Origin of the sequence: Psychrobacter sp. L7 (assembly GCF_002810365.1) — a bacterium.
Taxonomy (GTDB): Bacteria; Pseudomonadota; Gammaproteobacteria; order Pseudomonadales; family Moraxellaceae; genus Psychrobacter; species Psychrobacter celer.
Genome location: NZ_NEXR01000010.1, coordinates 13,073 through 26,315 on the forward strand (window position 1 = coordinate 13,073; position 13,243 = coordinate 26,315).

Annotated in this window: 11 protein-coding genes; 1 reads left to right on the forward strand and 10 read right to left on the reverse strand. The window is 48.2% G+C overall.

What is annotated here, in order from left to right:
* Positions 1-17: 17 nt before the first annotated feature.
* The 5 genes from CAP50_RS09780 to CAP50_RS09800 form a co-directional block, all read right to left on the reverse strand.
* A complete protein-coding gene (locus CAP50_RS09780; protein ID WP_241900737.1) occupies positions 18-2,225 on the reverse strand; it encodes a neutral/alkaline non-lysosomal ceramidase N-terminal domain-containing protein in 2,208 nt (735 codons plus the stop codon).
* Between the two features lie 303 nt (positions 2,226-2,528).
* The gene (locus tag CAP50_RS09785; protein ID WP_075100708.1) at positions 2,529-2,963 is read right to left on the reverse strand and encodes an HIT domain-containing protein; all 435 of its coding nucleotides are present in this window, start codon (positions 2,961-2,963) and stop codon (positions 2,529-2,531) included.
* Between the two features lie 223 nt (positions 2,964-3,186).
* The gene (mfd, locus tag CAP50_RS09790) at positions 3,187-6,870 is read right to left on the reverse strand and encodes a transcription-repair coupling factor (protein WP_075100707.1); all 3,684 of its coding nucleotides are present in this window, start codon (positions 6,868-6,870) and stop codon (positions 3,187-3,189) included.
* Between the two features lie 165 nt (positions 6,871-7,035).
* Positions 7,036-7,551, reverse strand: coding sequence for a ribonuclease E activity regulator RraA (gene rraA, locus CAP50_RS09795; protein ID WP_075100779.1), 516 nt, complete (start codon positions 7,549-7,551; stop codon positions 7,036-7,038).
* A 99-nt stretch (positions 7,552-7,650) separates the two neighbouring features.
* Positions 7,651-8,352: an NAD-dependent epimerase/dehydratase family protein gene (locus CAP50_RS09800; RefSeq protein ID WP_075100706.1), complete on the reverse strand. Its 702-nt coding sequence runs from the start codon at positions 8,350-8,352 to the stop codon at positions 7,651-7,653.
* 509 nt (positions 8,353-8,861) lie between these two features.
* On the opposite strand from CAP50_RS09800, the gene rpsT reads away from it, so the two are divergent.
* The gene (gene rpsT, locus CAP50_RS09805; protein WP_010200097.1) at positions 8,862-9,128 is read left to right on the forward strand and encodes a 30S ribosomal protein S20; all 267 of its coding nucleotides are present in this window, start codon (positions 8,862-8,864) and stop codon (positions 9,126-9,128) included.
* Between the two features lie 164 nt (positions 9,129-9,292).
* Here rpsT and CAP50_RS09810 read toward each other — a convergent pair whose 3' ends face one another.
* From CAP50_RS09810 to CAP50_RS09830, 5 genes are all read right to left on the reverse strand, one after another.
* The gene (locus CAP50_RS09810) at positions 9,293-10,129 is read right to left on the reverse strand and encodes a histidine phosphatase family protein (protein ID WP_075100705.1); all 837 of its coding nucleotides are present in this window, start codon (positions 10,127-10,129) and stop codon (positions 9,293-9,295) included.
* A 126-nt stretch (positions 10,130-10,255) separates the two neighbouring features.
* Positions 10,256-11,053 carry a metallophosphoesterase gene (locus CAP50_RS09815; RefSeq protein WP_075100704.1) on the reverse strand — a complete coding sequence of 266 codons (798 nt, stop codon included), beginning with the start codon at positions 11,051-11,053 and terminating at the stop codon, positions 10,256-10,258.
* Positions 11,054-11,236: 183 nt separating this feature from the next.
* Complete coding sequence (gene pyrF / locus CAP50_RS09820; protein ID WP_075100703.1) at positions 11,237-11,935, reverse strand: orotidine-5'-phosphate decarboxylase; 699 nt, start codon at positions 11,933-11,935, stop codon at positions 11,237-11,239.
* A 129-nt stretch (positions 11,936-12,064) separates the two neighbouring features.
* Positions 12,065-12,469 (reverse strand): lipopolysaccharide assembly protein LapA domain-containing protein, encoded by a 405-nt coding sequence (locus CAP50_RS09825; protein ID WP_075100702.1) that lies wholly within the window; start codon positions 12,467-12,469, stop codon positions 12,065-12,067.
* A gap of 127 nt (positions 12,470-12,596) precedes the next feature.
* Positions 12,597-12,902, reverse strand: a complete 306-nt coding sequence (locus CAP50_RS09830) for an integration host factor subunit beta (RefSeq protein WP_075100701.1) — start codon at positions 12,900-12,902, stop codon at positions 12,597-12,599.
* Between the last annotated feature and the right edge of the window lie 341 nt (positions 12,903-13,243).

Sequence of the window (13,243 nt, forward strand, 5' to 3'; positions counted from 1 at the left end):
CTTGATACTAGGCTGTCTTACTGCACCCTAAAGCTGCTTGAGGCACCAAAGTAAGGCTTAATCTTGCCTGTCCAGCCGCTCTTCCAGTCGCCAGCATGGGTCAGTCGATATGTCCCTGCTGGCGTATCGGCACTGATGCGCCAATCGATAATCGCTTTGCTATAGGCCGCTCCTTCTCGTTGCCACGTGTAGGTGGTTTCAAAGTCACGGTCGCTCAGATAGTCCATCCATTGACCATCTTGGTAACGCTGCACCTTAAGAAAGCTGTCTTCGGTACGTAGGTTGTTTTTGGGGTGCGCTGCGCGAAACACCGCCGTAGCGACCTCCCCGCTTTGGTAACTAGGGTTTGGCTGCGTGAGTACTTGCCCCCAGCGTTGATGTATGGGTTTGTCATCGAATACCACGCTTGGACGCTCATGAAATGCCTTGTGTGAGCGATCAGGTGGTGCGGCACTGTCAGGCACGTCTGTACCGGTGCGTAGCGCTTCAGCTAACTGGCTATACTCCTGTATATACGCCGCCGTTTGATAAGGGCCATACTCCGTAGAGGCACCTTCATAATGCTGGGCGGCAAACTCCTCACGCGTACTCAAATAGCCGCTATAGTTATTGGCCAAGCCATTGACAATGACGGTATCGACCCCTGCGTCTTTTAGCTGGGCCAGTACAGCGGCTCGTATCCGCCGCCCCGCCATGGTGGTCGGCTCGCCAGGAATAGCCACAATAGCGATATTGCCGATACGCATGAGCTGGACAGGCTGCTCAGTATTTATCCAGCCCCACTTGCCAGTTGGCAATAGCACTTGTTTTTCTGCCTGACAGTCATCTTGATTGACAGTTGAGACGATACCAAAGGCGCCGCGTGTCAAACTGGCCAAAAGCGACTGATCGACTTTATTGATATCATCATTGATCCGAAAGCTCGCGCGCGTCATGCCTTCGTATATGCCAGGGATATTTGATGGCCCGTTTTCACCGCCTGCAGCAAAAGAATAACCTCGGGCAGGCGTACATAAGACTTTGTCACCCGCACCACTGGTGAACCTGCTCTCGACCTGATAGCCTTTTAGATCAACCCAGCGCGCGCGGACATCCACCGGCCCCGCGACAGGGGCACCTTGATGCCATAGTTCAGCGGCCTTATCAAGCTGCAGTTGCCCATCGCGTCGGACGTTTTCCCATTCGTCATCACTACCCTGAAAGCCGGGTTTTGAGTTGGCATTACCGCCTGCCGCCAATACGTCCCCTTCATCAGCATTGGCAAAGGCCGCGACAAAAGGTCTGTCCGCGTTGTTATTAAACAGCTTTTCGGCGCCAAGCTGAGCATAGCCCTTGTTGTCCGCGCTAAGATGCATAAACTGATTGCTAAAGCTGGTCGGGTGCAGGGCAAACCAATTAATCAGTCCCATCGGTGTGCCATCGGCAGCATCTAGGCGCAGCTGAGTCATGGTCTCATTGACATTACTATCAAACTCTTGCGCATCGACATTGTTGTTATACGCAATCTGTGAGCGGTTAACAGTCGCTCCTTTTAACTTGCCTTGTGCCACAGACAACGTCCCTGGCGTCAATGACTCATGAGCGCGTTTGATCGAAGTGACAATTCCGCTGACGATAGCGTTGAAGTTTTGCTGACTATAGCCCGCTAGTGTGTCGTCCGTGCTGGCGATTTGATACAGCTGCTGATGCGAATAGCCAGCATTTCCCACGTGAGTATGCGTGGCGGCAAGCATCACGTTATCGTCGTTATACAAGTCGCCAAAATCTGCTTGCAAGCGTTTGATGACCTCAAGTTTGACCGCGGTAAACATCGCACCCATATCCGCTGAGACATAGACAACTCGGTTGCCTGCATTGCTATCCGCTTCGCCGACAATAAAAGCATGAGAATATAGACGATCATTGATACCCTGCACCACCTGACCTGCAGCATAGCCAAACATGCCCGTTTCGGCTGCAGCTCCTGTGATGTCGGCTTTACCAGTACCGACGAGATAACGGGGCGCGACCGATTTAGCAGCAGCGCTGGCGCTAAAGTTCGACGTAATAGAGCGGTTAGATGGGCCAGCATCAGCCGTGATGGTTTGTGTCGCCGCGGGCGACATGGCGGTAGGTTCAGTAGAGTCTGTTTCACAGGCCGTCATACCCAGCAACGCGGTACAAATCGAAAGAAACAACATAGTAGGTCGTCGTGACGAGGGTAGTGAGATAGAGGAAGTAGCCATTTGTTGTCCTTAACATAGAGTGAAACTTTAAATCAAACAATCCTGATTTAAAATTGAAGGTCTCAGCACTTTGTACCGCACCGCATCTACTCTGATGTGACGCAGCAAAGACACTGATCTGACAAGCTGGCTATATCCATTTAGCCAACTTACACTCTAATATAACGACTGACAGACAAATGTAAAATATTTTTCGTAAAGCCGTACAATAAACTCATTAACACAGAGAGCTATGCTTACAGACGAACGCTCACGCCTATGCGTATTTAACTGTTTATTACCAAAGGCTTATTGCTAAAAGACCTACTGCATCTGCCAATCAAACGGCATTTGATGATGACCACGCAGCGCCATCATCAAAGTTTGCTGCATTTGCGCCAGTACTTCTTTGGTGTAAGGTACAGCAGGGACGCCCCACACTGGGTTGGGCCACTGCATATCGTTTTGATAACGAACGATATGATGAAAATGAAGCTGCGGCACCTGATTGCCCAGCGCAGCCACGTTCATCTTGTCAGCCTGAAAAGTCTTGGCAAGTTGGCTGGACAACCAGCTCGACTCGCGCAAAAACTGCGCTTGGTCGGCCTCAGACAGCTCATACAATTCTTTGATACCAGAGACACGTGGCACCAATATCAACCAAGGAAACTGACAATCATTGATTAAACGGCAGGTCGATAATGGGAAATCTCCCACCAAAAAACTGTCGGCTGCAAGTTTATGATGAAGTTGGAACATAATGACGGTTCTCTTGTTATGAAGGGGATAATACTTAGATACTAAAAATAAGGGTGGCCAAGACCTATCGGACGTTATAGGTCATAGAGCAGACACAGAGTATCTGCTATTTTATCAGTTATCCAGTAGATAAAATAGCGCCTTGATAGATTGGCTGCTGTTTTACTGTGCTGCTGCCTAATAGATGCGGCGCTTGATATGATGATTGACGTCACTCGAAGTGCTAAGCAGGCTCTGCTACCATATGCTCGCTAAAGTAGCGTAGCAACTCCTCAAGCACAGTCACGCGTTGCTGCGGCGTGGCCAGCTTATTGGCATCTTGATAGCGAATGCCAGAGGCGCCATTCATCCGGTAGCGCTGTCCATCTTTTTGAATAAGCTGGATAATTGCCAAGGCGTCAACTGGCGTATCAGGGGCAAACTCTAACGTCATGCTGCTACTATTGGCATCGATTTTGTTGATCTTCAATGGCTCGGCCTGTATGCGCAGTCTATGGATGGCAAATAAATGCTTGGTCTGATCTGGCAGTGTGCCAAAACGATCAATCATTTCGGTACGGATATCGGTGAGCGCCTCAAAATCATCAGCATTACTGATGCGCTTATAAAATAGCAAACGCTGATGCACATCATGCAAGTATTCTTCTGGTATCAGCGCTGAGCTGTGCAGATTGATCTCACTGGTAAGTGACAATGGGGTATTCAAATCAGGCTCTTTGCCCGCCTTGATGGCCTTTGTCGCACGCTCTAGCATATCCATATACAAGCTAAAGCCAATGGCTTGCATGTTACCGCTTTGCTGCTTGCCCAGTATCTCACCTGCCCCGCGAATCTCCAAATCCTCACTCGCCAGCATAAAGCCTGCACCCAATGTATTGGCGCGTTCGATGGCGTGCAGACGGCGCTTGGCATCGCCTTTTAAGCCTTTGATAGATGGCACGAGCAAGTAGCAATACGCCTGATGATGACTACGGCCTACGCGGCCTCGCAGCTGATGCAGCTGCGCCAGACCAAACTTATCCGCGCGCTCAATGATGATAGTATTGGCATTTGGTACGTCGATACCGGTCTCGATGATGGTCGAACACACCAGCACATTGAACTTTTTATGATAAAACTGCTCCATAATCTGCTCAAGCTGGCGCTCTTGCATCTGCCCATGCGCGACCCCCACTCTAGCCTCGGGCACCAGCTCACGTATCGTCTCTGCCATGCGCTCAATGCTCGCCACATCATTATGCAGCAAGTAGACTTGCCCGCCGCGTAATAGCTCACGCAAGATAGCCTCTTTCATCAAGGCATCGGTCTTTTGCATAACAAAGGTTTTGATCGCCAGACGACGAGCAGGCGGCGTGGCGATAATCGACATATCACGCATGCCAGATAGTGCCATATTAAGCGTACGCGGAATCGGCGTCGCTGTCATCGACATACTGTCTACATCGGTCTGAATGGCTTTGATACGCTCTTTATGGCGTACACCAAAGCGGTGCTCTTCATCAACGATCATCAGTCCCAAATTGGCAAACTTTACATCCGGCTGCAACAGTTTATGGGTACCGATGACGATATCCACCTTACCCGCGGCAAGGTCTGCCAATACCGTCTCTTGATGTTTTTTGCCACCAAAACGCGATAATGTCTCGATACGTACTGGCCAATCGGCAAAACGGTCGCGAAAATTGTCTTCGTGCTGACCTGCCAGCAGCGTCGTTGGCACCAATACCGCCACTTGATAACCGGCACTGACCGCAATGAACGCCGCGCGCATCGCCACTTCTGTCTTGCCAAAACCCACATCACCGCAAATGAGGCGATCCATCGGCTGGTTTTGTCTCATGTCCTCCATCACCGCATGGATAGCATTGGCCTGATCGGCGGTCTCTTCAAAGGCAAACTGACTGGCAAACAGCTCGTATTGTGAAGGGTCAATCTTGAAATGAATACCGACTTTGGCCTCACGCCTTGCTTGCATATTGAGCAGCTCGGCGGCGACATCATGGATTTGCTCCAGCGCTTTTTGTTTGGCTTTGTCCCACTTGCCGCTACCTATTTTATGGAGTGGTGCAAGCGCGGGGTCACCACCGCTGTAGCGGCTGATCATTTGTAAATTGGCAACGGGTACATAAATACTGGCGTCGTCCGCGTATTTTAGATGAATAAACTCTTGCTCGCCATCGCCCACATCTAAGGTAATCAGCCCATTATAGCGGCCGATACCATGCTCGATATGCACCACTGGGCTGCCTTCGGTAATCTCTGTGACGCTTTTGACCAAAAACTCTTCTGACACCCCACTTTGGCGACGGCGACGTGTTTGTAGCACTTGCCTACCAAACAGCTGAGTCTCACTGATCACCACCAGGCGCTCAGGAATATACACCCCGCGCTCGATAGGCGCCACCGTAAGCCCTACCTGCGGCAAGTTATTGTCATTAAGGGTTGTGACCTTATCAGCGGCCAAAAATGCTTCAAAGCTATCATACGCTTTGGTATCTACCTTACCCTTAAACAGCTCTATCAAAATCTCACGGCGCCCTGCTGTTTCGGCAACGATCAGCACCGGCGTCGCTGTTTGTGCTTGCTGTAGCAAAAACTCTAGCAAATCGGCCAATGGTTCTGCTTTTTGGTGATTGACCGCCAGCTGCGGCGGTTGTTGCGCCGTGAGTGTGACCAACCCTTGCCGATTAGAGGCAGCCTGTGCGGTCGATGAGGCATCATTGTCTATCGCCGCGCGCGTCTCATGCGCACTGAGCATCACTCGCGGATAGTGGTTAAGATGCTCGTTTAAGGTATTTGATAATAAATATAACAATTCTGGGGCGACAATAGGTTTGTCGATATCGTGCCTGCGCTCTTCATAACGGCGCTGAATCTGCGACCAATAATCCGCTTGTGTTTCGTGGATTCGCTCATCGATGATAAACAGAGCGTCATCTGGCAAATAAGCAAACAAGCTGCTGTCAGCTTGCCAGTCATCCAAATCAAAAAACAATGGCTGATAGTACTCAAGCCCGCTACTGGCGATACCCGCCATCACATCTTTATGCAGCTCAGACTTGCGACTGCTGGTATTGGGAAACATCGCTGCAAAGTTGGTCCGAAACGTCTCGCGCCCTTCATCGAGCGGAAACTCTTTGGCAGGTAGTATCTGAAACTGCTGAATAGGTTTTGAGATATCAGGCAGTTTATGCAGTAGCGACAGTGACTCTTTGCCGATGCTACTGTCGTTACCACTCATCATATTTTTTAGATCGTCGACGGTCAGCGTACGCTGCGTCTGCGGATTAAAAAAGCGAATGGTTTCGATTTCATCATCAAACAAGTCTAAACGTAGCGGAAATGGCTGCCCCATGGCAAAGATATCGACAATACTACCGCGTACCGCAAACTCGCCTGGCTCAAAGACGTTTTCGACCGCACGGTAGCCTGCCTTTGCAAGCAGCTCGCGCTGGGTATTGATATCAAAGCGATCACCGACACTCAAATCAAAATGCTGCCCTATCAGCCAGCTTGGCGGGGCGACCCGGTGCATGAGCGCCTGCACCGAGATGAGCAGCACGCCTTTAGTGGGCATATCGGTCAATAGGTTGATACGCTCGCTGACGATGTCTTGATGCGGGGACAGCTCATCGTAGGTCAGCGTCTCCCAATCAGGAAACACATAGGCATCGACGCCGCAAAACGCCAGCTCGGTTTCTATCTGATTGAGCTGGTTTTGATCGCGCGTTACCACTACTTTTAGACGCTCGGACACGTCCCATACCAGCGCTTGCATCAAGCTTGCCAGCCATAGACTACTAACCGCACCATAAACAGGGGTCAGCCAGCGCCGCTCGGCATGAGCGATAGGAAACAACTGCTGGTTAATAGGATCGAACGCGTCAGTCAAAGCAGTGATAGGCATAGAGGATAAGATCAAAGTTAAGAGTCAGAAAGCTATTATACGAATATTTATGCAATTACCAAAATTTATGCCGTAACGGTTTGTCACTCAGCACATCACGCACAAAAACCTCAACGCTTAAGCCGAGGTTTTATATTAATGGTTGGACTAGGCTTGGCAGTCGGCTTAAAGCAGAGGCTTGTCGCTCGCGATAATGCCGTTATTGTCTGCATAGACAAACATGCCTGAATTTAGGGTCAAATCCCCAAAGCTAATCTCGAGATCGGTTTGACCTTCATCACGGCGCGTCGATTTACGCGGGATACAGCCAAGCGCCATGACACCGATATCCATCTGTGCCATATCATCGACATCACGGACACAGCCGTACACGATGACCCCAGCCCAACCATTATCAATCGCCGACTGAGCAATCATATCGCCGAGCAGCGCACAGCGCATCGAGCCACCACCATCGACCACCAGTACCTTTCCATTGCCCTTATTGTCTTTACCATCGCTGTTTAATAGCGATTTGACGCGGCTGTTGTCTTCAAAACACTTAACCGTCACAATCTCACCGCAAAACCGATCTTTGCCACCAAAGCTATAAAACGACTTACCTTCGATATTTGGCAGACACACTTGCGACTCAGGATTGGCATCCAATAAATCACACGTCACAAAATTGTCTTGGTTCATGGTAGGCTCTGCTGCTGCGTTTGACATGAGTACACTCCTTGTTCGTTGTTGGCTAGAATTAAACGGTATAAAAAGTATGATTGGTGTTTTTTACTGAGGCTATTTTTTGACTTTGGTCATTGCCAGCATTTGTTTATTTTCGATGATATCTGTGGTGGTAATCGCAGGCTCACGGCGGTACTTACTACGCTCGTAGATATCATGGGCGCTCATGGCCATGGCGCTAGCAACACGTTTTGCAGAAATAGGATGCAGGGGTAATGACTCCGGCACCAAAGGCGAGACGAGCTTAAAGGCTTTTTGACCTAGGCTCTCAAGCGGGCGACCTTTGTGCTTACCGAGCAACAACGATGGCCGAAAAATCACCAAATGGGCAAAGTTTAGCGCCATGATGGACTGCTCGGTCTCCGCCTTGACTCGGTTGTATAAAAACCGACTGTCGATATCAGCATTCATCGCAGACAATAAAAAGAAGTTTTCTACCCCTTTCTCGCGGCACAGCGTAGCAAACGTCACATTGTAGTCATGATCCACTTTATGAAAGGCTTCATCACTGCCAGCTTGCTTTTTGGTCGTACCAAGACAGCTAAAAGCATCGGTGCTGCGATCAGCGCCGACACTGGCAAACACCTCAGCCAAGTTGTCAAAATCATTGACTTGATAAAACCTCATGCTAGCATTGATATAGCGTGGCGGACGCCGTGCAATCACAATCAACGTGTCATAAAGCTCACTCAGCTGCTTGACAAGATATTGCCCTACCAATCCTGTCGCGCCAATCACAATTGCTTTTCGCTGCATATCTTATCCATTCGTATCGTATGAGATATGAGAGCACTCTTATACAAAGCATTCTCTTTATTTATCGTAGTCGCTTATCCGCCAGCATATCTGGGCGCTATTTTAACTTACCGCTTGCGTATCATACCTAAAATCACTCGGCGGTGAGGGTATTATAGCGAATTTATTGTAAGAGATTTTATCCGTCAAGCCTTTTACTGGCCGCAACCTTTGAGAGTAGATACATGAAAAAACCGAATATTGATAAAATAGCATAACTTCTTTACCGATTAACCATCAAATATATTGTCCTAAGCGCAATAATTTGCTAAGATAACCGGCTTTACACGTCAACGCTGTTTAATTATTCCAAACAGTTCTGACGCTTGCGATGACTACCGATATTAGATACTTTAGTATTGGACATCGACATCATGTTTGACGAGACGGCTGCTCGTCACCGATGATTGTTAAACCCATTATTGCAATCAACATTCATATTTTTATCTGTCTTTATCAAGGAGATACGCGTGGCTAATACTGCACAAGCTCGTAAACGCGCCCGTCAAAACACCAAACGTCGTCAGAACTCTGCGTCACAACGCTCTATGGTTCGTACTTACTTAAAACGTGTTGATGCGGCTATCGCAGCTAAAGATTATGACGCGGCTACCGAAGCTTACAAAAAAGCGGTACCTGTTCTTGATCGTATGGCTGACAAAGGTATTATTCATAAGAATAAAGCTGCTCGTCGTAAGAGCCGCCTAAACAAAACCATCAAAGGCTTACAAGCTTAAGATAGGTCGCGTTTAGACCGCATCACTCTGTTTGGGTGATGATCAAAACCTTGTCATTAGCTCTTATGCTGAGGCAAGGTTTTTTTATGCCCAAAAACCATAAAAACAATGCCTCGTTTATAGGGCGTGTTGAACATTCAACCATGGCACTGCTGATGCTAAGCTTAGTCCCACCTCACCTCTGGTGGCAACAGCAATGTATTTGGATGAAACCCTGCTGCACGGTACCCTTCTAACAACGTCGCAATCGGCCGTATATAGACCTCACCGCGCCAGACGAAGTGGGCACTGGCTTGTTCAAATGGCTTATCATCAAACCACAAAAACACCCCTTCCATCATCTTTGGCCAATCATTCCAATCAATCTCTACCACATCAAACATCACCGCCAAAAATGCTGACAGCAACGTATCGTGACTGACCGCCAGCATAAGATGCCCAGACTGCGGCTGATGCTGATAAAAAAGCGACAAGATATCCAAGCCACCCTGATACGCATTTTTGGTGCCAGCAAGATTGCCTTGTAAAAAACGATTGATAAAGTTGAGCACGCCGATTTCTTTAAATACTGGATTGGCAACCTCAGGGTCAGTGACGAGGCTACCAGGCTCTACCAACAGCGACTGGTGCATGATGTCACGCTGTAACCCTGCACCTGCTTGCATAAGCTGCGCGGTATCAATACAGCGGCCGATAGGGCTTGAGATGCTATCCACGTCTAGAGAGTATGGCAGATGACCTGCCAACCAGCGCCCCCAAGACTTGGCCAAGACGCGACCTTTAGGAGTCAATGGCAACTGATAACTGGCAAAGCCATTACCGTCAGAGCGCTCTCGCAGGGAGTGTCTGGTAAATAAAATCAGGCGCTTGTCTTCAGGCAACAAGCTTACTGAAGAGATCATACTATCAGGCAGGTGCGACGGCGCGGGCGCGCTTGGCGTATGACTGGCACGCCTTTCTGCAGATAGTTTCGATAAAGTGTTGTGGAAGTATTTGCTCATGCCAGCAAGCGTAGCAGATTTTTTGTGAAGAATGAACAAAATATAAATTCAGTTGCAAATAAGCAAAACCGAAATGAAAACCGCCCAGCACTGCTATGCGCTTTATCTCAAGCGAGAGTATGCTATCTAATCAAGCTCAATCACTTTATCCCAAGCAAATGCTATCTCGGTACTACTGACTTCGTTGGGATACGCACGTGGATTGACAACCACTCGGGTACGACCAATACGATAATCAAAGGCTTCATGGGTATGGCCATGCACCCATAGCGCTGGTGCCCATTCCTCCTGCATCCAGCTTGACAAGTCACTCACAAACGCAGCATTACTGGGTAGACTGGCATATTTCTCAGATACCGACAACGGGCTGATGCTGTGGTGGCTCATGACGATGGTCTTTTTGCCAAGCGATTGAGCGGTTTTTAATGCTTGCTGTAGCCATTGACGCTGCTTAGCATGCAGTTGCATGGACACCTCAGGGGAAAACAACTCGCTACCGGCATAGATTTGTTTATAGTCACGCATAAAACGCTTGGCCGCTGCCATGGTTTCTTCATTGGCCTGATACTGATAATCCGTCCATAAGGTGCAGCCCAAGATACGTACGTCTCCAATATCGATGTGTTGACACTGTAAAACCCGCACGCCTTGCTGCGACTTGGCATCATAGTTATCCCAAATGGCCAGCTTTTTATCAAAATGCAGCACGTCTTCATTGAAGTATTCATGATTGCCTGCGATGGTGATCAGAGGTACCTGCAGACGGGCCGCTTGCGCTTGTAACCACGGCATACCGCTGTCGCTATTGGCCGTATCGCCTGCGACCAGCACCACGTCGGCATCAGTCTTGGGGATATGCCCCATCGGATGCGACTGACGTGCATAGCTATCAATATGCAGGTCACTTAAAATCTGTAATTTCATATCTTCCAATAGTGTCTTAGGACATCAAGGACAAAAATCAATCAGACGATGCATAGAAGCATAGCGTATTTTTTGTCATAGATATCAACATAAATTTTAAGTAGTGTAGCACCTTTTTATCTACCCGCAAAAAGCAAAAAGACAGCGGCTTAGGCTGTCTCTTTTCTTTGTCTTTGACTTAGGCTAGATACCCTCAAGTATCCGTTGCAGCTTGGCCGCTGGGTCGGCCGCCTGCGTGATAGAACGTCCGATCACCAGATAGTCAGCACCATCTTGTAGCGCTTGGGCAGGCGTACAGATGCGTTTTTGGTCGTCAGCATTGTCCTCAGCGAGGCGAATACCAGGCGTCACCAGCTTAAAATCTTGACCACATAGCGCCTTTAGGCTCTGGGCTTCTCGTGCTGAGCAGACCACGCCATCGAGACCTGCTTGCTTGGTCAGCTGTGCTAGGCGACTGACTTGTGTATCCAGCCCATCGGTAATACCCGTCTGCGTCAATGCTTGATTGTCCATAGAAGTCAGTACCGTGACCGCAATCAGCAAGGTATCTAAGTTATTTTCCAACAAGCGCTGTTTGGCAAGCGACATCGCCTCTAAGCCTGCGCTCGCATGCACATTGACCATCCACACACCCAAATCAGCCGCCGCGAGTACCGCCTGTGCCGTAGTATTAGGGATATCATGAAATTTAAGATCTAAAAACACTTCAAAATCACGTTGGTGCAGTACCTTGATGATATCAGGGCCACAACGCGTAAACAGCTCTTTGCCTACCTTTAAACGGCACAGCGCTGGATCGAGCTTGTCAGCCAACGCGAGCGACGCTTCCATTGTCATATTGTCTAAGGCGACAACGACAGGAGATTTGATTGCATTATTCATAGTGTTGCCACATTTATATCGAAGTTAAAAAAACCAAACAGCGACCAAACGGATGGCTACCAACTCACCTGTCTCACAAGTTTGTATCATAAGGTGCCTAGCTGACGCTCTCTTCAGACTTAGTCAGATTTAGTCACGTTTTTGTTTGGTCAGTGTCGCCGCTTCATCTTTAGCGGCGTGATTATCGTGCACGTTGGTCGCTGTCGAACCATACACTGCCTCTTCTACCGAAGGCGCAGTCGCTTGACGATCGATGACCACATTGGCTTGCGTCAGTTGTTCTTGCAGATTGGTATTGGCTTTTTGTAGACGTGAGATTTCCCATTTGTTTTGTAAAACACGAAAGAGCAGCAGCGCCAGTAGCATACCAATCACAATACCTAGTATCAGACATAAGATCAGTAATAAGCCCAAATTCATCGTCGGCGCTTGTGAAAACAGTAAATTTACGCCAACCTCGGTATTATTGGCCAATACCAACCCTAATGAATACGCGAAGCTTAAAAACAGTAGTACAAACAGTAAAAAGCGCATAAGACATATACCTTGGTTTGATGGGTTGCAAAGGACTCAAAGACCACGTTTTGTCACAAACAGCGATGCTACTTTTCACGCTACTGTTAATGAATACTACCCAACGCTGCCATGATGATCGTATTATCTATCCATTAGCCACTTTGTCATTGACCGCTTCGCGCAGGGCTTTGCCTGGCTTGAAATGCGGAATGGCTTTGGCAGGTACTGGTACGCTCTCCCCAGTCTTAGGATTGCGGCCCATACGGGCACGGCGATGATGTAAACAAAAGCTACCAAACCCACGTACTTCTACTCGGCCATCATTGGCCAGTGTATCGGTCATTAAGTTTAATATTTCACGCACTGCATCATCGACCACGCTATCAGTCATATTGTCACAGTTCGCACTCAAATTACTAATAAATTCAGACTTATTAATCGCTTGCTGCATCGTTACGCTTGCCTTGTTAATTGATGGATAAGATGATTGTAAACCAAGTTACTATTTTTTAAAGGTTTTTAAAGGTTTTAACCCTTCATATAGCCGTATAAGACCATACTGAAAATCGAAACAAAAAGCAAAATACCGGTCAGTAGTGCTAATACAGCTCTCATCAGTAAGCAGTGATTTACATCTCGTTACTCAATGTTGCAAATGATAGCGGATATTATCATAAATGGAAATAAGAGTTTGCTTTGTTTCCGCAAAAACCTTGAAGATGTAACGCATACCAAATACTCAATCATAAAAAAAGCGACCGAAGTCGCTTTTTTTATATTACTTTTAGATCA

Coding starts and splice junctions, on each gene's coding strand:
- rraA (WP_075100779.1), bottom strand. CDS start 7,551: ATGAACCAAGACAATTTTGTGACGTGTGATTTATTGGATGCCAATCCT.
- CAP50_RS09800 (WP_075100706.1), bottom strand. CDS start 8,352: ATGCAGCGAAAAGCAATTGTGATTGGCGCGACAGGATTGGTAGGGCAA.
- CAP50_RS09785 (WP_075100708.1), bottom strand. CDS start 2,963: ATGTTCCAACTTCATCATAAACTTGCAGCCGACAGTTTTTTGGTGGGA.
- CAP50_RS09825 (WP_075100702.1), bottom strand. CDS start 12,469: ATGCGCTTTTTACTGTTTGTACTACTGTTTTTAAGCTTCGCGTATTCA.
- CAP50_RS09780 (WP_241900737.1), bottom strand. CDS start 2,225: ATGGCTACTTCCTCTATCTCACTACCCTCGTCACGACGACCTACTATG.
- mfd (WP_075100707.1), bottom strand. CDS start 6,870: ATGCCTATCACTGCTTTGACTGACGCGTTCGATCCTATTAACCAGCAG.
- pyrF (WP_075100703.1), bottom strand. CDS start 11,935: ATGAATAATGCAATCAAATCTCCTGTCGTTGTCGCCTTAGACAATATG.
- CAP50_RS09830 (WP_075100701.1), bottom strand. CDS start 12,902: ATGCAGCAAGCGATTAATAAGTCTGAATTTATTAGTAATTTGAGTGCG.
- CAP50_RS09810 (WP_075100705.1), bottom strand. CDS start 10,129: ATGAGCAAATACTTCCACAACACTTTATCGAAACTATCTGCAGAAAGG.
- CAP50_RS09815 (WP_075100704.1), bottom strand. CDS start 11,053: ATGAAATTACAGATTTTAAGTGACCTGCATATTGATAGCTATGCACGT.